The organism is Salmonella sp. SA14318 (genome assembly GCF_029866905.1).
Taxonomy (GTDB): Bacteria; Pseudomonadota; Gammaproteobacteria; order Enterobacterales; family Enterobacteriaceae; genus Salmonella; species Salmonella enterica.
Window position 1 is genome coordinate 3,917,218 of the sequence record NZ_CP123282.1, and the last position, 17,443, is coordinate 3,934,660.

The following is a 17,443-nucleotide window of genomic DNA, read 5'->3' on the forward strand; positions in this document are numbered from 1 at the left end:
ATAACATAACCCGTCTGCATTAATACCGTTGCTGCCACTCAGAGTCGCTCATTAAGGCCTCTTTCTGCCCCATAAAGTGGCGATAGTAAGCGTCATAGGCCAGAACGTTTTTCACGTAGCCGCGCGTTTCCGAAAAGGGAATGCTTTCGACAAACGCTACGGCATCGATACGCCCGGCGCTATTGCCAAGCCAGGTGCGCACGCGCCCCGGCCCGGCGTTATACGCCGCCGAGGCGAAAATACGGTTATTACCAAACTGCTGATAGACATACTGCAAATAGCTGGTGCCAATGTTGATGTTGGTCTCCGGCTCCAGCAGTTGGCCGGGGCCGCGGTAGTCCGGAATCGAAAACATTTTCACCGTATGGGTGGCCGTTCCCGGCATAATCTGCATTAAGCCGCTGGCCCCTACCGGCGATTTTACTTTCGGGTTCCAGGCGCTCTCCTGGCGGGCAATCGCCATGGCATAGCTTTGTGAGATATCTTTTCCGCGGGTATAGCGGGTAAAAAGATCGTTATACGCCAGCGGGAAACGCTCCTCCAGATGATCCCACAGTTTTCCGGCGATCGTCGCCTGTACGCTCAGATCCCACCAGTGCTGGTTAAACGCATAGCGCGCCAGCTGCGCCTGTTCAGATTTACTACGGCTTTTTACCAGATTCGCCCATTCGCTGCGCGCCGTGTTATCCAGGTTCCAGTACATCAGCTCCCGTACACGCGCCATCTCAGGCCCCTGCGTCAACGCGCTGTTTACGTTGGCGGGCGCTTTATCGATTTTAAGCGTGTACTCTTCGCCTAAACGCTGCGCCGCGACCATCGGATAAAAACCGCGCTTCTGCATTAAAGCATGAAGGATCTCTTTCGCTTCGGCGTCACGACCGCGCTCCAGCAATAAATCCGCCTGCCAGTAACGCCACTCGTCTTTCTCTTTCGCCTCCATTGGCAGTCGGGCAAGCCAGGTATTGAGACCGCGACGATCGCCCATCCCCAGCGCCATACGCACGCGCCGTTCGATAAGCGACGTCGATTGCGAGCGCATAATCGCGTCATCGCGCCATTTCGCCTGCGCATCGGTCACATCGTTGCCCATCAGTCGCCAGGCAACGATATCGCGCAGCGCCTGCGTTTGTTCCTCATTAAGTTTCTGCGCCTGTACCAGCGAGGGGATCATCAGACGCGCATTTTCCGCGTCCTGGCGGGCGACGCTGGCAAACGCGACTTCCGCCATCTGGCGGGTAAAATCGGTGGCGCCGGTGGTGCGTGCGAAGGTCAACACGTTATCAGGGTCATTAGCGAGGGTAATGATCGCTGAGGCGATCGTTTGATATTCCGCCGGCATCTGTCCGGCCAGCACCGTAACCAACCCCGTATTCCCGGCTTTCATCGCCAGCCGAATACGTTCCAGATACGCCAGCGGGTCTTGCTTGCCGGAGGCCCGCCAAACGCTGAAAAGTTTATCGCAGGCATTCGGCTGACTTTTGCCGGTCAGCCAAAGGTCTTTCGCGCCCTGCCAGGCCGCTTCCGTTTGCCCGGTACTCCATTTCGCGTAGTAATAGTTACATTGCGCTTCCGTGGTACCGGGTTTCTCCGGGCTAAACGCCAGCAAGCCGCGCCAGTCTTCACGACGCGCCAGCTCATTGACGAAGCGTGATTGCAGCGTACGCGCAGGCGGAAGCGTAGGATTGGCGCGCACGAACTGCGTGACGGCAATCGCCGGCTGGTTCATCAAATCGTCGGTGATCTTACGGTATTCCAGATACGGGTAGAGCGGATAATCTTTCAGACCCGGCATCATCTGCTCTACCACATCCATCTGGCGGTTGTCCCAGGCCTGCTTAATCTGCGCATAGCGGTTACGCTGCTCTTCCAGTGAGTCGGCCCGCGCGAGGTGACAAAAGGTCAGCAGGCATACGCTGGCGGCGACGAGACGCCAGACAAATGGTTTGGCTCTATCCACAAGCACTTCCTCAATTGTTATCCAATGCAGCATCATGCCGCGTAATGAATTTATGCTAACCAGTCATAGCCATTTGCGCCACGTTACGGACACTTTTTTACTTTTATTGCGAGTGCGATCTGCTGGCTGGGCTTAGGCAGGGAAAAAGGCTACACTTCGCCTTTGAAATCTATTCACCATCACGATAAACATAGAGGCGAAGTCCAACGTGGCTCAATTCGTTTATACCATGCATCGTGTCGGCAAAGTGGTTCCGCCGAAACGTCATATTCTGAAAAACATCTCGCTGAGCTTCTTCCCTGGCGCCAAAATCGGCGTGCTGGGCCTTAACGGCGCCGGTAAGTCTACCCTGCTGCGCATCATGGCGGGTCTCGATAAAGATATCGAGGGCGAAGCGCGCCCGCAGCCCGGCATTAAGATTGGCTACCTGCCGCAGGAACCTCAGCTAAACCCGGAACACACGGTACGCGAGTCGATTGAAGAGGCCGTTTCGGAAGTGGTTAACGCCCTCAAACGTCTGGATGAAGTGTACGCGCTGTATGCCGATCCGGATGCCGACTTCGACAAGCTGGCGGCAGAGCAAGGCCGGCTTGAAGAGATTATCCAGGCGCACGACGGTCATAACCTGAACGTGCAACTTGAGCGCGCAGCTGACGCTCTGCGTCTGCCGGACTGGGATGCCAAAGTCGAAAAACTGTCCGGCGGCGAGCGCCGTCGCGTGGCGCTGTGCCGTCTGTTGCTGGAAAAGCCGGACATGCTGCTGCTCGACGAACCCACCAACCACCTGGATGCCGAATCTGTTGCGTGGCTGGAACGTTTCCTGCACGACTTCGAAGGCACCGTCGTGGCGATTACCCACGACCGTTACTTCCTCGATAACGTCGCCGGTTGGATTCTGGAACTTGACCGCGGCGAAGGTATTCCGTGGGAAGGCAACTACTCCTCCTGGCTGGAGCAGAAAGATCAGCGTCTGGCGCAGGAAGCGTCTGCCGAAGCGGCGCGCCGTAAATCCATTGAGAAAGAGCTGGAGTGGGTGCGTCAGGGCGCGAAAGGCCGTCAGTCGAAAGGTAAGGCGCGTCTGGCTCGCTTTGAAGAACTGAACAGCGTTGAGTATCAGAAACGTAACGAAACCAACGAACTGTTTATTCCACCAGGACCGCGTCTGGGCGACAAAGTCATTGAAGTCAGCAACCTGCGTAAATCCTACGGCGACCGCGTACTGATCGACGACCTGAGCTTCTCGGTACCGAAAGGCGCTATCGTCGGGATCATCGGGCCAAACGGCGCGGGTAAATCGACCCTGTTCCGCATGATGTCCGGTCAGGAGCAGCCTGATAGCGGCACCATTACGCTGGGTGAAACCGTCAAGCTGGCCTCGGTCGATCAGTTCCGCGACGCGATGGACAACAGCAAAACCGTCTGGGAAGAAGTGTCCGGCGGGCTGGATATCATGAAGATCGGCAATACCGAAATGCCAAGCCGCGCCTATGTAGGCCGCTTCAACTTCAAAGGCGTCGATCAGGGCAAACGCGTTGGCGAACTGTCCGGCGGTGAGCGCGGTCGTTTGCATCTGGCGAAGCTGCTGCAGGTGGGCGGCAACGTCCTGCTGCTCGACGAACCGACGAACGACCTGGATATCGAAACCCTGCGCGCGCTGGAAAACGCCCTGCTGGAGTTCCCTGGCTGCGCGATGGTTATCTCGCACGACCGTTGGTTCCTTGACCGTATCGCCACCCACATTCTGGATTATCAGGATGAAGGTAAGGTGGAATTCTTCGAAGGCAACTTTACCGAATACGAAGAGTACAAGAAACGCACGCTGGGCGCCGAGGCGCTGGAGCCGAAGCGTATCAAGTACAAGCGTATTGCCAAATAAATGTCTGAATGCCGGGTGGCGCTTGCGCTTACCCGGCCTACAAACCCAGCGATTCCAGTACGTTGTGAAACTGTAGGCCTGATAAGACGCGGTAAGCGTCGCATCAGGCATTGGTTCTTATCCCTGCTCGCCCATCATCTCTTTCACCAGTTCCACACAGCGCAAAAAGCGGCCATCGTAATCCGCCTCTTTAACGTGAACGAACTCAATATTGTTTTCTTTCAGCATCTCGACCAGCAGGTTCTGGAACGCTTTGCGATCCACTGAACTGCCCAGGCTTCGCAGTCCGTCAGCTACCCACGGCGTATTATTCTCCAGCAAAATCACCAGGTCGAAGCGATACTCGTCGATCAGCGCCTGGACAAAGGGATGCTCGCGCCCTTCGTATTTTTTGCAAAATGCCTGGGTGGTGACGAAATCGGTATCGATAAACGCCACTTTATTCGCATATTTCACTGCAAAATCAATATATTGCGCATGGCCCAGCGCGATTTTATCGTAGTCGGAATACTGTAACGCCATCTCATCGCCGCCCAGATGCGAAAAGACATAGTCGCGGCCATATTCCCAGGCGCTGGTGGTATTAAAAATATTGGCGAGCTTATTGACCAGCGTAGACTTGCCGCTTGATTCCCCGCCCAGAATCGCGACGGTACGCACGAAAAACGGCTTCACTTCGGTAGGAATATATTCCCAGTAACGAAACGGATTTTCGCGGATTTGCGCCCCACTGATATTCATAAACGTGCGTTCAGGATCGACCAGCACCGTCTCAATCCCTAAATGCTCCAGGTACTGCGGCGCATCAGCCTCTTCGGAAGTGTAGATCCAGCTCGGCTGTATTCCCTTCTCTGCCATAAACGCTTTAATGCCGTTGCTCCAGACGTCCCAGCCATGCGGATAAGGCTCCATCCCCTCTTCATTAAAGGCGTGAATGCGAATATTTTTTTGGTATTTGAAGGTTTGCAGCAACCAGCGCAGGCGATCCGACACGGTGGGCTGCTGCGACATGGCGCTATCCTCAAACAGCCCGCGGTCGCGCGTATCGTCATATCCCATAATGATGTGCAACTCATCCACCTGGCTACAGGCGCGCTGGATCAAGTAGATGTGTCCGGTATGCAATGGATAAAATTTACCGAACACCACGCCAATGTTTTTCTGTCGGCGGGGAAACTCCAGCCCGAGAAAACGGTGTAGCGCCTCCAGTTTTTGCGCGCTGGGGCTTTTGATTTTGGCGTTAAGTAACTGACTCAGATACCCCTTGGTCATACCGCTGGCGTCAGCCACCTGTTGCAGAGTGCAACCTTGCTGCTTGATCGCGGTTTTGAGATAGTCGAACGATGACACAAGAGCCTCCTGCTGGAAAAATCGCATAACACTGCCTGACGGCGCTTCGCTTATCAGGCCTACAACATCAATCCGTATCAATCCGTAGGCCGGATAAGACGCATTGCATCGCCATCCGGCAAATTATACAACATCACTACATACAGCGAATTATAAGTCGTCAAACACGCTTAACGCATCTGCGAGCTTTTTAACACCGAACACCTGCATTCCTTCCGGCGGCTTTTTCGGTACGTTGGCGGCAGGCACAATCGCCCGACGAAAACCGTGTTTCGCCGCCTCGGAAATACGCTCCTGCCCGCTCGGCACCGGACGAATCTCGCCTGCCAGCCCCACTTCGCCAAACACCACCAGATCCTGCGGCAACGGCCTGTCACGCAGGCTGGAGACCATCGCCAGCAGTAAAGCCAGATCCGCGCTGGTTTCGGTGACTTTCACGCCGCCGACCACGTTGACGAAGACGTCCTGATCCGACATTTGTAGACCGCCGTGTCGGTGCAGCACCGCCAGCAGGATTGCCAGACGGTTTTGTTCCAGACCGACCGCCACGCGTCTGGGGTTCGCCATCATCGAGTGATCGACCAGCGCCTGAATCTCCACCAGCAACGGTCGCGTACCTTCCCAGACGACCATCACTGAACTGCCGGAAGTGACCTCATCGCCGCGGCTTAAAAAGATGGCGGACGGATTGCTCACTTCGCGCAACCCCTGTTCGGTCATGGCGAAGACGCCCAGCTCATTGACTGCGCCAAAGCGGTTTTTGTGGCTGCGCAGCGTGCGGAAACGAGAATCGGCGTCGCCGTCGAGCAATACTGAGCAATCGATACAGTGTTCCAGTACTTTCGGCCCGGCCAGCGACCCGTCTTTGGTGACGTGGCCGACCATCACGATCGCCACGCCGCGCGTTTTGGCGAAGCGCGTCAGGTAGGCTGCCGTTTCGCGGACCTGGGCGACGCTGCCTGGCGACGACTGGATGTCCGCCATATGCATCACCTGTATGGAGTCGATCACCATCAGTTTCGGCTGTTCTTCTTCGGCAATCAGGCAAATTTGTTCGATGCTGGTTTCGGAGAGCATATTCAGATTAGCGGTCGGCAGGCCGAGACGGTGCGCACGCATCGCCACCTGCTGTAGCGACTCTTCGCCGGTGACGTACAGCGTTTTCATCTGCTCGGCGAGCTTGCACAGCGTTTGCAGCAGCAACGTTGATTTGCCCGCGCCGGGATTACCGCCAATCAAAATGGCGCTGCCGGGTACCACCCCGCCGCCCAGCACGCGGTCAAACTCTTTAAAACCGGTAGAAAAGCGCGGCAGTTCCTCAAGACTGATGTCAGACAGTTTCTGCACTTTTGATACGCCCGCACTGCCGGCGTATCCGCTCAGACGTTCGTTACGCGCCACCGTCGGCGATGCGGCAAGGCGCACCTCGGTAATGGTGTTCCAGGCATGGCAGGCGCTGCATTGCCCCTGCCAGCGCGGGTAATCGGCCCCGCATTCATTACAAACAAAGGCGCGTTTGGGAGCTTTTGCCACGTTTTACCTCTTTCGTTAACGCTGTTGCCGGATGGCGCTGGCGCTTATCCGGCCTACGGTCGCCTTGCCATTGGGCAGGTTAATCATTTCTGGTTCATGCTGCCGGAGAGAATGCAAAACACGCCCATCAGGTCAGCGTGGCGGATCGTAATCTCCGTCTTTTCGTTTACTTTTGGCTTGGCATGGAAGGCAATACCTAACCCTGCCGCTTTGATCATTGGCAGATCGTTAGCGCCGTCGCCAATCGCCACCGTCTGCGCCAGCGGGATGTCATGCTCTTGCGCCAGACGAAGCAAGGTATTGGCTTTATACTCAGCATCCACAATATCGCCGATAACGTGACCGGTAAATTTACCGTCCATGATCTCCAGCTCATTGGCGACCGCCGCCGTCAGGCGTAGCTGGTCACGCAGATAGTCGGCGAAGAAAGTGAAGCCGCCGGAGGCGATAGCGATTTTCCAGCCAAGCGCTTCCAGTTTTAGCACCAGCTGCGTTAATCCTGGCATTAGCGGCAGATTCCCGCGCACCTGGCGCAAAATATCGGCATCCGCGCCTTTCAGCGTCGCCACGCGGCTGCGCAGGCTGGCGGTAAAATCAAGCTCGCCGCGCATCGCGCGCTCCGTCACTTCAGCCACCTTCTCACCGGTACCGGCCAGCTTAGCGATTTCATCGATACACTCAATCTGGATCGCCGTGGAATCCATATCCATGACCAGCAGCCCCGGCGTGCGCAGATGCGGAATTTTACCCAGCGGCGCGACATCCAGCTGCGCCTCATGCGCCAGCCGCGTCGCACGCGGCGTTAGCGACCCCGCCAGACGAATGACCTGATAATCCTCCACGCACCAGGCGGCGACAATCACCATTGCGGCGCCCAGTTTGGTCTGATATTGAGTTAAACGCTGCTTATCCAGCCCGCGCCCATACAACAGCCAACCGCTGCGGCCTGCATGGTAATCCAGAGGCATCACCTCGTCGCCGCTTAAAGAAAGAGGCAAACCAGGCCATAAAGAGACATCTTCAGGCAGATCGCACCAGGTAATGTTAGGCATTAAAGCTCCTGTAAATCGTTCAGGCCGGTAACCGCCCCGCGGAAAATAACGCATGAGGCTACCTTGTAACCATCGCTTCTGGCAACATTAAGCCTCAAATTTTCAGCAGGTGGAATATGGCTCGCGCAAAACTGAAATTTCGGCTGCATCGTGCAGTCATTGTATTGTTCTGTCTCACACTGCTCGTCGCGCTCATGCAGGGCGCTTCATGGTTTAGTCAAAACCACCAGCGACAGCGCAATCCGCAGCTGGAAGAGCTGGCCCGCACGCTGGCGCGCCAGGTAACGCTCAACATCGCCCCGCTGATGCGCAGCGAAACACCGGATGAAAATCGCATCAACGCCGTGCTGCGTCAGCTCACGCAAGAGAGCCGTATTCTGGATGCCGGCGTCTATGATGAACAGGGCGATCTTATTACTCGCGCTGGCGAAAGCGTCAACGTGCGCGACAGGCTGGCGCTGGATGGCAAAAAAGCGGGCAGCTATTTTAACCAACAAATTGTCGAGCCTATCCAGGGGAAAAACGGCCCATTGGGCTACCTGCGTCTGACGCTGGATACCCACACGCTGGCCACCGAAGCAAAGCAGGTCGATAACACCACCAACATTCTACGCCTGATGCTGCTACTCTCGCTGGCGATAGGCGTGGTGCTGACGCGCACCTTGCTACAAGGTAAACGCACCCGCTGGCAGCAGTCGCCCTTCCTGTTAACGGCCAGCAAGCCTGTTCCGGAAGAGGAAGAGCGTGAGGAAAAAGAGTAAAATGACGGCTTAATAAAGGTAAGGAAAACCACCATGACAACATTACGCCTGCTTATTTCTGACTCTTACGATCCCTGGTTTAACCTGGCGGTCGAGGAGTGCATTTTCCGCCAGATGCCCGCCACCCAGCGCGTGCTGTTCCTGTGGCGCAACGCGGATACGGTGGTCATTGGACGCGCGCAAAACCCGTGGAAAGAGTGTAATACGCGGCGTATGGAAGAAGATAACGTCCGTCTGGCCCGCCGTAGCAGCGGCGGCGGCGCGGTATTCCATGACCTCGGTAATACCTGTTTTACCTTTATGGCCGGTAAACCGGAATACGATAAAACCATCTCCACCCATATTGTGCTCGCGGCGCTGAATTCGCTGGGCGTTATGGCCGATGCTTCGGGACGCAACGATCTGGTCGTAAAAACGCCGGACGGCGATCGCAAAGTCTCCGGTTCAGCCTATCGCGAAACCAAAGATCGCGGCTTCCATCACGGTACGCTGCTGTTGAACGCCGACCTCAGCCGTCTGGCGAACTATCTGAATCCCGATAAAAAGAAACTTGCGGCGAAAGGGATTACCTCCGTTCGCTCCCGCGTGGCCAATCTTACCGAGCTATTACCGGGTATCACCCATGAACAGGTCTGCCAGGCGGTCACTGAAGCCTTTTTCGCCCATTACGGCGAACGCGTCGACGCGGAAGTGATCTCACCGGATAAAACGCCGGATCTGCCGAATTTTGCCGAAACCTTTGCGCGCCAGAGCAGTTGGGAGTGGAATTTCGGCCAGGCACCGGCGTTCAGCCATCTGCTGGACGAACGTTTCACCTGGGGCGGCGTCGAGCTGCATTTTGACGTCGAGAAAGGTCATATCACCCGTGCGCAGGTGTTTACCGATAGCCTGAACCCGGCACCGCTGGAAGCGCTGGCGGGGCGACTGCAAGGGTGTTTGTACCGCGCGGATAAACTACAGGAAACGTGCGAAGCGCTGATAGCGACGTTTCCGGAACAGGAGAGTGAGTTGCGGGAACTGGCGAATTGGGTCGCAGGGGCCGTGCGTTAAAGAATTGCCGGATGGCAGCTACGCCTTATCCGGCCTACAAATGAGTGCTTTCTGTAGGCCGGATAAGCAACGCGCCATCCGGCATTACCGCCACTCACCAGCGTCAAGATCCCTCACCTCCCCCGCCCAATCAACCGGGTAAACGCCATTGCGAACATCACGATGAAAGGTCGAAAACGGCCAGTCCTGCACCCGCCTTACCCAACCGTGCTTCACGGGGTTGAAGTAGAGGTAATCGGCATGTCGGCGAAAATCCTTTTCGTCGCGAATCGCGTGCTCCCAGAATCGTGGCTGCCACACGTCATGGCGCATTATCGATTTGGTAAATAACTTTTTAAGCTCCCGCCAGCGAGATGAAAAGTCACAATCATTCTCAGGAAGCGTCCAGATGCAATGCAGATGCTCAGGCAACACGACAAAAGCATCAATTTGAAAAGGCTTCGTATTTTTCACTCGGCGAATAGCAGAGCGTAATTCCGCAATCTGGCGGACAAGTAAATCACTTTTCCGGTTTTTCAGATTAACCGTGAAAAACCAGGTGCCACCGTTAATGTAATAACGACGATAGTTCGACATTTTGTTCATTCCTTAAACAAAATCCAAACGTAACGGGTTAATAGCAAAAGGCAATGCGGAGAGGGTAATTCGGGAATGAGGCTCGCAGTATAAACAGCAGATTGCCGGATGGCGGCTACGCCTTATCCAGCCTACAAGTCGATCCGGTAACAACCGCAGGCCGTTGTAGGCCCGGTAAGCGAAGCGCCACCGGGCACAGCACAATCTTACTCTTTATCGCCCAGCAGTACGGATTCCAGTGCGATTTTGATCATGTCGTTGAAGGTCGTCTGACGTTCAGCGGCAGTGGTCTGCTCGTGGGTACGGATGTGGTCGGACACGGTGCAGATAGTCAGCGCTTTCGCGCCAAACTCAGCCGCAACGCCGTAGATACCCGCCGCTTCCATCTCTACGCCCAGTACGCCGTATTTTTCCATCACGTCGAACATTTCGCCGTCCGGAGAATAGAACAGGTCTGCGGAGAACAGGTTGCCCACGCGCGCGTCTACGCCCAGCGCTTTTGCCGCGTCAACCGCGTTACGTACCATGTCGAAGTCAGCGATAGCCGCGAAGTCATGATCTTTAAAACGGATACGGTTCACTTTGGAGTCGGTGCAGGCACCCATACCGATCACCACGTCGCGCAGTTTGACGTCCATGCGCACAGCGCCGCAGGAGCCGACGCGAATGATTTTCTTCACGCCGAAATCGGTGATCAGCTCTTTGGTGTAGATGGAGCAGGACGGGATACCCATACCGTGGCCCATCACGGAGATCTTACGGCCTTTGTAAGTCCCGGTGAAACCTAACATGCCGCGAACGTTGTTCACTTCGCGGACATCTTCGAGGAAAGTCTCAGCAATGTGCTTCGCGCGCAGCGGGTCGCCCGGCATCAATACGACGTCAGCGAAATCACCCATTTCTGCATTAATATGTGGAGTTGCCATCTTCAGTTCCCTTTAAATTTGTTGTTATTGCCTGATGGCGGCTACGCCTTATCAGGCCTACAAAACGTGTGCAAAAACAGTGAAATACCCTAAGGATTTCGCGTTGTAGGAAGGCGACGAATTCGTGAATCCCCGGGAGCATAGATTAACTATGTGACCGGGGTGAGCGAATGAAGTCAACGCATCTACAGCGCGAAAGACAACGGGTATCACAGCATGTTTTTACCGTAGTCCATCGGCGATGTGCCAAAGTAGGTCGCCAGCGTCTGGCCGATATCCGCGAAGGTTTCACGGTGACCTAAAGAGCCCGGTTTGACTTTCGGACCGTAGATCAGCACCGGAATGTGCTCACGGGTATGGTCAGTACCAGTCCAGCTCGGGTCACAGCCGTGGTCAGCGGTCAGGATCAGAATGTCATCTTCCCCCACCAGCTCCATCAGCTCCGGCAGACGGCGGTCAAACAGCTCCAGACCTGCGGCGTAGCCCGCGATGTCGCGACGGTGGCCCCAGGAAGAGTCGAAGTCGACGAAGTTAGTGAAGACGATGGTTTTATCGCCCGCTTCTTTCATCTCTTTGAGGGTCGCGTCGAACAGCGCGTCCAGACCGGTCGCTTTCACTTTCTTAGTGATGCCGCAGTTGGCGTAGATGTCGGCAATCTTACCGACGGACACCACGTGGCCCTGTTTTTCATCGACCAGTTTCTGCAGCACGGTCGGCGCTGGCGGTTCTACGGCCAGGTCGTGACGGTTGCCGGTACGCTGGAAGTTACCGGCCTTGTCGCCGATAAACGGACGCGCGATCACGCGGCCAATGTTGTAGCCGCCTTCGGTCAGCTCTTCACGGGCGATTTCGCACAGCTCGTAGAGTTTATCCAGGCCAAAGGTCTCTTCGTGGCAGGCAATCTGGAACACGGAGTCAGCGGAGGTGTAAAAAATCGGCTTGCCGGTTTTCATGTGCTCTTCGCCGAGCTGGTCCAGAATAACGGTGCCGGAAGAGTGGCAGTTACCGAGATAGCCCGGCAGGTTGGCGCGTTTCACCAGCTTATCCAGCAGTTCCTGCGGGAAGCTGTTTTCGTGGTCGCTGAAATAGCCCCAGTCGAACAGTACCGGCACACCGGCGATTTCCCAGTGGCCTGACGGCGTATCTTTGCCGGAGGACAGTTCGTGCGCCCATGCGTATGCGCCAATAACGTCCGCGTTGCCGTCCATGCCGGCGGCAATTTTACCGGTAGAGCCTTCATGCGCTTTCACCAGCCCCAGACGAGTCAGGTTAGGCAGATTCAACGGGCCCTTACGGCCATTGTCAGCTTCGCCATTGGCGCAAGCTTCTGCGATGTGGCCCAGAGTGTCGGAACCTACGTCGCCAAAACGATCCGCGTCTTCAGTAGCGCCGATGCCGAATGAGTCCAGCACCATAATAAATGCACGTTTCATATCTTCTCCGTACTTAGTGCTTCAAAAATAATTGATCAGATCAGTATACAACTATTCAGTAATTCGACGATAGACCGAAGGTGTGCTTGCTGGCGCTTTATCGTCAAGGATAATTGCCGCTTTGACGGCCTTCGCCGCTTCCTGCCAACTGGCTTCGTCTTTGGCATGAATCACCGCCAGCGGGCGCTGCCCGTCGATGCTGTCGCCCAGACGGGCCATGTCGGTAAAGCCAACGCTGTAATCAATGGTATCAGACGCCTGACGACGGCCGCCGCCCATCGAGACGACCGCCATCCCCAGCGCACGCGTATCCATTGCGCTGATAAACCCTTCGGTATCAGCATATACCGCTTTGCTCAACATGGCGGTCGGCAAGTATTTATCGTAGTTCTCAACGAAATCGCTTGGCCCTTTCTGCGCGGCCACCATACGACCAAAGACTTCTGCCGCTTTACCGTTATCCAGCACCGCCTGTAATTTCGCACGCGCTTCGGCGTCGTCTTTCGCCAGCTGGCCGGAGATCAGCATCTCCACGCATAGCGCCATAGTGACATCAAACAAGCGCGGATTGCGGTATTCACCGGTCAGGAACTGCACGGCTTCACGCACTTCCACCGCGTTACCGGCGCTCGAAGCCAGCACCTGGTTCATATCGGTTAACAACGCCGTAGTGCGAACTCCCGCGCCGTTTGCCACGCCGACAATCGCTTCAGCAAGGGCTTCAGAAAGTTCATAGGTTGGCATAAACGCGCCGCTGCCAACTTTGACGTCCATTACCAGCGCATCCAGCCCTTCGGCCAGTTTCTTGGCGAGGATGGAACCGGTGATCAGCGGAATAGAGTCCACCGTCGCGGTAATATCGCGGGTGGCGTAAAAACGTTTGTCCGCCGGTGCAAGCGAGCTGGTTTGCCCAATAATCGCCACACCCACGTCTTGAATAATTTCGCGGAAACGGTTGTCGTCCGGGAAGATATCGAAGCCCGGGATCGCTTCCAGTTTGTCGAGCGTACCGCCGGTATGTCCAAGGCCGCGACCGGAGATCATCGGCACATAACCGCCGCAGGCTGCTACCATTGGCCCCAGCATCAGAGACGTCACGTCCCCTACGCCGCCGGTCGAATGCTTATCGACAATCGGGCCATTGAGATTCAGGCTTTTCCAGTCAAGGACAGTACCGGAATCCCGCATCGCCATGGTCAGCGAAACACGCTCCGGCATGGTCATATCGTGGAAGAAGATCGTCATCGCCAGGGCGGCAATCTGCCCTTCAGAGATAGTATTGTCACGAATACCATTGATAAAGAAACGAATTTCTTCGTCACTCAACGCATGACCATCACGCTTTTTACGAATAATTTCTTGTGCGAGAAACACGGTACCCTCCTGAGGGAAAAGAGTAGAAGGCTTACATCGCCGGATGGTGGCTAACGCCTTATCCGGCCTACAGGCCTGGATTTGTAGGCCGGATAAGCACAGCGCCATCCGGCAAATCAGAGCTTAGTAGCTGCTGGCGCTCTTACCGTCGCCGTGACCCAGCGCTTTCAGCAGGCTTGCCAGCAGGCTGGATGCGCCAAAGCGGTAGTGACGAGAATCTGCCCAGTCATCGCCAAACAGTTCGTCTGCAATCGCGAGGAATTTCTGCGCGTCTTCCGCCGTACGTACGCCGCCCGCCGGTTTGAAGCCAACGGTTTTGGAAACGCCCATGTCGCGGATCACTTCCATCATGATGCGCGCGCTTTCCGGCGTAGCGTTTACCGGCACTTTACCGGTAGAGGTTTTGATGAAATCCGCACCGGCTTTGATGGAGATTTCAGAGGCTTTGCGAATCAGCGCCTCTTCTTTCAGCTCGCCAGTTTCGATGATCACTTTCAGCAATACGTTCGCTGCGGCACAAGCGTCTTTACAGGCTTTTACCAGGTCAAAACCCACCTGCTCGTTACCGGCGATCAACGCGCGGTACGGGAATACCACGTCCACTTCGTCAGCGCCGTAGGCGATCGCCGCACGGGTTTCCGCCAGCGCAATATCGATATCATCATTGCCATGCGGGAAGTTAGTCACCGTTGCAATGCGGATGTCCGGCGTACCTTGTTCTTTCAGAGTTTTACGCGCAATCGGGATAAAACGCGGGTAAATACAAATCGCCGCCGTATTCCCGACCGGGGTTTTTGCCTGATGACACAACGCGATCACTTTTTCATTGGTGTCGTCATCGTTCAGAGTGGTCAGATCCATCAGTTTGAGCGCACGCAGGCTGCTTGCTTTTAAATCAGTCATGACATTCTCCAACGGCATTGCCGTATAAAATTTCACCTTGCGAGTCTGTTAATATTCTAACATTCACTCGCGATTACACTTCGATATACATCACAGTTAATGAAAACTACGTACAAATTTGCATTACTGTAATGAGATCTGAATCAAATTATCCCGCCGTCACCGTCTGTTCTTCGAGCGATAAGCGCATCAGGATCAAAGTCGGTTTGCCGCCATTTTCTACAATAGCGCATCGTCCCGGCATAAAGAGGAAACGAAGATGCCTGCCTCATGCGAAACTGCGCTCCAGCAGCGTTGCCAGCAAATTGTGACCAGCCCGGTGCTCACGCCTGAACAAAAACGCCATTTTCTGGCGCTGGAAGCTGAAAACGCCCTGCCTTATCCCACCCTGCCGGAAGATGCCCGCCAGGCGCTGGATGAAGGCGTCATTTGCGATATGTTTGAGGGGCACGCCCCCTTCAAACCGCGCTACGTGTTGCCCGATTACGCCCGATTTCTGGCTAACGGTTCACAGTGGCTGGAACTGGAAGGCGCGAAAGATCTGGATGATGCGTTATCCCTACTCACCATTCTGTATCATCACGTTCCTTCCGTGACGTCCATGCCGGTTTATCTCGGCCAGCTTGATGCGTTGCTGCAACCGTATGTTAGAATTCTAACACAAGATGCGATCGATATTCGAATAAAACGTTTCTGGCGTTATCTCGACAGAACGCTGCCAGACGCCTTTATGCATGCCAATATTGGCCCTGCCGATACGCCTGTCGCACGAGCGATTTTGCGCGCTGATGCCGAGCTAAAGCAGGTGGCGCCTAACCTGACGTTTATCTACGATGCGGAAATTACGCCGGACGATCTGCTGCTGGAGGTCGCCAAAAACATTTGTGAATGTAGTAAGCCACACATTTCCAATGGCCCTGTAAATGATAAAATTTTCACAAAAGGCCATTATGGCATCGTCAGTTGTTATAACTCGCTACCGCTTGGCGGCGGCGGCAGTACGCTGGTACGTCTCAACCTGAAAGCCGTGGCAGAACGCAGTACGTCTGTCGATGACTTCTTTTCACGCACGCTACCGCACTACTGCCGACAGCAGATCGCCATCATTAATTCACGATGTGAATTCCTCTATGAAAAGTCACATTTCTTTGAGAATAGCTTTCTTGTACAGGAAGGTTTGATCGATCCCGAACGTTTTGCGCCGATGTTCGGTATGTACGGGCTGGCGGAAGCCGTGAATCTGCTGTGCGAAAACGCGGGCCTGAACGCCCGTTACGGCAAGAATGAAACGGCGAACGAGCTGGGCTACCGTATCAGCGCCCAACTGGCGGATTTCGTCGAAAATACGCCAGTGAAGTATGGCTGGAAGCAACGGGCGCTGCTCCATGCCCAGTCTGGCATCAGTTCCGATATTGGCACTACGCCGGGCGCACGTCTGCCGTATGGCGATGAACCGGACCCTATCACCCATTTGCAAACCGTCGCGCCGCACCATGCCTTTTATCATGCCGGGATCAGCGACATTCTGACGCTGGACGAAACCATCAAGCGTAATCCGCAGGCGCTGGTTCAGCTTTGTCTTGGCGCGTTCAAAGCCGGGATGCGGGAATTTACCGCCAATGTCAGCGGCAACGATCTGGTGCGCGTCACCGGTTATATGGTGCGCCTGTCGGATCTGGCGAAATTTCGCGCCGAAGGCTCGCGCACGAATACCACCTGGCTGGGAGAAGAAGCCGCACGTAATACCCGCATCCTGGAACGACAGCCACGCGTAGTCAGCCATGAACAACAGATGCGCTTTAGTCAGTAAGATCATTGCGTTTTCCTGCGTCGATGGGCCAGGCAGCCGCCTGGCATTATTCTTACAGGGCTGCAATTTGCGCTGCAAGAATTGCCATAACCCGTGGACGATGGGACGCTGTAACGACTGCGGGGAATGCGTATCGCAGTGTCCGCACCACGCCCTCAGCGTTGATGGCGGGAAAGTGGTATGGCGGTCGGACATCTGCGAGCAGTGCGATACTTGCCTGAAAATGTGCCCACAGCAGGCAACGCCAATGACGCAGACCATGAGCGTTGACGATGTGCTGCGTCATATTCGTAAAGCATCGCTGTTTATTGAAGGTATTACCGTCAGCGGCGGAGAGGCGACCACGCAATTACCGTTTATTGTGGCGCTATTTACAGCGATCAAAGCCGATCCGCAGTTACAACGACTGACCTGCCTGGTGGACAGTAATGGTCAGTTAAGCGAGACCGGCTGGCAGAAACTACTGCCGGTTTGCGACGGCGTAATGCTCGATCTGAAAGCCTGGAAGAGCGAGTGTCATCACCGTCTGACCGGACGTGATAACACTCATATTAAGCACAGTATCCGCTTTCTTGCTGCGCAGGGAAAACTGGCGGAGCTGCGGTTACTGGTTATCCCGGGTCAGGTGGACTATGCGGCGCATATCGATTCACTGGCGGCGTTTATTACTTCGCTGGGCGAGGTTCCGGTGCGCCTGAATGCCTTTCATGCGCATGGCGTCTATGGCGAAGCGAAAGCCTGGCCAGGCGCGACGCCGCAAGAGGTGGAACGGCTGGCAGACGGATTGCGCGCGCGTGGGGTGGCGAAGCTGATTTTGCCGGCGCTATATTTGTAACCGTCGC

General features: G+C 55.4%; 14 protein-coding genes. 5 read left to right on the forward strand and 9 right to left on the reverse strand.

The window, feature by feature from the left end:
* Positions 1 to 19: 19 nt before the first annotated feature.
* The gene (sltY, locus tag QEN32_RS18705) at positions 20 to 1,957 is read right to left on the reverse strand and encodes a murein transglycosylase (protein WP_139778474.1); all 1,938 of its coding nucleotides are present in this window, start codon (positions 1,955 to 1,957) and stop codon (positions 20 to 22) included.
* Positions 1,958 to 2,165: 208 nt separating this feature from the next.
* Here sltY and ettA point away from each other — a divergent pair, with 208 nt between their 5' ends.
* Positions 2,166 to 3,833, forward strand: coding sequence for an energy-dependent translational throttle protein EttA (ettA, locus tag QEN32_RS18710; RefSeq protein ID WP_000046770.1), 1,668 nt, complete (start codon positions 2,166 to 2,168; stop codon positions 3,831 to 3,833).
* Between the two features lie 117 nt (positions 3,834 to 3,950).
* Here the strand turns inward: ettA and nadR are convergent, their stop codons facing one another.
* The 3 genes from nadR to serB form a co-directional block, all read right to left on the reverse strand.
* On the reverse strand, positions 3,951 to 5,183 hold the full coding sequence (gene nadR / locus QEN32_RS18715) for a multifunctional transcriptional regulator/nicotinamide-nucleotide adenylyltransferase/ribosylnicotinamide kinase NadR (RefSeq protein WP_000093829.1): 1,233 nt from the start codon (positions 5,181 to 5,183) through the stop codon (positions 3,951 to 3,953).
* Between the two features lie 150 nt (positions 5,184 to 5,333).
* The gene (gene radA / locus QEN32_RS18720; RefSeq protein WP_001029710.1) at positions 5,334 to 6,716 is read right to left on the reverse strand and encodes a DNA repair protein RadA; all 1,383 of its coding nucleotides are present in this window, start codon (positions 6,714 to 6,716) and stop codon (positions 5,334 to 5,336) included.
* Between the two features lie 83 nt (positions 6,717 to 6,799).
* Positions 6,800 to 7,768: a phosphoserine phosphatase gene (gene serB, locus QEN32_RS18725; protein ID WP_001132983.1), complete on the reverse strand. Its 969-nt coding sequence runs from the start codon at positions 7,766 to 7,768 to the stop codon at positions 6,800 to 6,802.
* Positions 7,769 to 7,884: 116 nt separating this feature from the next.
* Between serB and QEN32_RS18730 the strand changes: the two genes are divergently transcribed.
* A complete protein-coding gene (locus tag QEN32_RS18730) occupies positions 7,885 to 8,529 on the forward strand; it encodes a YtjB family periplasmic protein (RefSeq protein ID WP_000090067.1) in 645 nt (214 codons plus the stop codon).
* Between the two features lie 33 nt (positions 8,530 to 8,562).
* On the forward strand, positions 8,563 to 9,579 hold the full coding sequence (lplA, locus tag QEN32_RS18735; protein WP_023202423.1) for a lipoate--protein ligase LplA: 1,017 nt from the start codon (positions 8,563 to 8,565) through the stop codon (positions 9,577 to 9,579).
* 84 nt (positions 9,580 to 9,663) lie between these two features.
* On the opposite strand, the gene QEN32_RS18740 is transcribed toward lplA, so the two are convergent.
* From QEN32_RS18740 to deoC, 5 genes are all read right to left on the reverse strand, one after another.
* Complete coding sequence (locus QEN32_RS18740) at positions 9,664 to 10,155, reverse strand: transposase (protein WP_000073956.1); 492 nt, start codon at positions 10,153 to 10,155, stop codon at positions 9,664 to 9,666.
* A 206-nt stretch (positions 10,156 to 10,361) separates the two neighbouring features.
* Positions 10,362 to 11,081 (reverse strand): purine-nucleoside phosphorylase, encoded by a 720-nt coding sequence (gene deoD / locus QEN32_RS18745; protein ID WP_000224864.1) that lies wholly within the window; start codon positions 11,079 to 11,081, stop codon positions 10,362 to 10,364.
* 209 nt (positions 11,082 to 11,290) lie between these two features.
* Positions 11,291 to 12,514 carry a phosphopentomutase gene (deoB, locus tag QEN32_RS18750; RefSeq protein WP_000816459.1) on the reverse strand — a complete coding sequence of 408 codons (1,224 nt, stop codon included), beginning with the start codon at positions 12,512 to 12,514 and terminating at the stop codon, positions 11,291 to 11,293.
* A 51-nt stretch (positions 12,515 to 12,565) separates the two neighbouring features.
* On the reverse strand, positions 12,566 to 13,888 hold the full coding sequence (gene deoA / locus QEN32_RS18755; protein WP_000477838.1) for a thymidine phosphorylase: 1,323 nt from the start codon (positions 13,886 to 13,888) through the stop codon (positions 12,566 to 12,568).
* A 123-nt stretch (positions 13,889 to 14,011) separates the two neighbouring features.
* Complete coding sequence (gene deoC / locus QEN32_RS18760; RefSeq protein ID WP_265322021.1) at positions 14,012 to 14,791, reverse strand: deoxyribose-phosphate aldolase; 780 nt, start codon at positions 14,789 to 14,791, stop codon at positions 14,012 to 14,014.
* A 259-nt stretch (positions 14,792 to 15,050) separates the two neighbouring features.
* Here deoC and QEN32_RS18765 point away from each other — a divergent pair, with 259 nt between their 5' ends.
* Positions 15,051 to 16,601, forward strand: coding sequence for a YjjI family glycine radical enzyme (locus QEN32_RS18765; protein WP_265322022.1), 1,551 nt, complete (start codon positions 15,051 to 15,053; stop codon positions 16,599 to 16,601).
* Positions 16,573 to 17,436, forward strand: coding sequence for a YjjW family glycine radical enzyme activase (locus QEN32_RS18770; protein ID WP_265322023.1), 864 nt, complete (start codon positions 16,573 to 16,575; stop codon positions 17,434 to 17,436). The genes QEN32_RS18765 and QEN32_RS18770 overlap by 29 nt, the downstream gene beginning before the upstream one ends.
* The last annotated feature ends 7 nt before the right edge of the window (positions 17,437 to 17,443 follow it).

What these genes read in the sequence shown, in the direction of transcription:
- serB (WP_001132983.1), bottom strand. Translation starts at nt 7,768, where the DNA reads ATGCCTAACATTACCTGGTGCGATCTGCCTGAAGATGTCTCTTTATGG.
- QEN32_RS18730 (WP_000090067.1), top strand. Translation starts at nt 7,885, where the DNA reads ATGGCTCGCGCAAAACTGAAATTTCGGCTGCATCGTGCAGTCATTGTA.
- lplA (WP_023202423.1), top strand. Translation starts at nt 8,563, where the DNA reads ATGACAACATTACGCCTGCTTATTTCTGACTCTTACGATCCCTGGTTT.
- QEN32_RS18740 (WP_000073956.1), bottom strand. Translation starts at nt 10,155, where the DNA reads ATGTCGAACTATCGTCGTTATTACATTAACGGTGGCACCTGGTTTTTC.
- deoD (WP_000224864.1), bottom strand. Translation starts at nt 11,081, where the DNA reads ATGGCAACTCCACATATTAATGCAGAAATGGGTGATTTCGCTGACGTC.
- deoB (WP_000816459.1), bottom strand. Translation starts at nt 12,514, where the DNA reads ATGAAACGTGCATTTATTATGGTGCTGGACTCATTCGGCATCGGCGCT.
- deoC (WP_265322021.1), bottom strand. Translation starts at nt 14,791, where the DNA reads ATGACTGATTTAAAAGCAAGCAGCCTGCGTGCGCTCAAACTGATGGAT.
- QEN32_RS18765 (WP_265322022.1), top strand. Translation starts at nt 15,051, where the DNA reads ATGCCTGCCTCATGCGAAACTGCGCTCCAGCAGCGTTGCCAGCAAATT.
- QEN32_RS18770 (WP_265322023.1), top strand. Translation starts at nt 16,573, where the DNA reads ATGAACAACAGATGCGCTTTAGTCAGTAAGATCATTGCGTTTTCCTGC.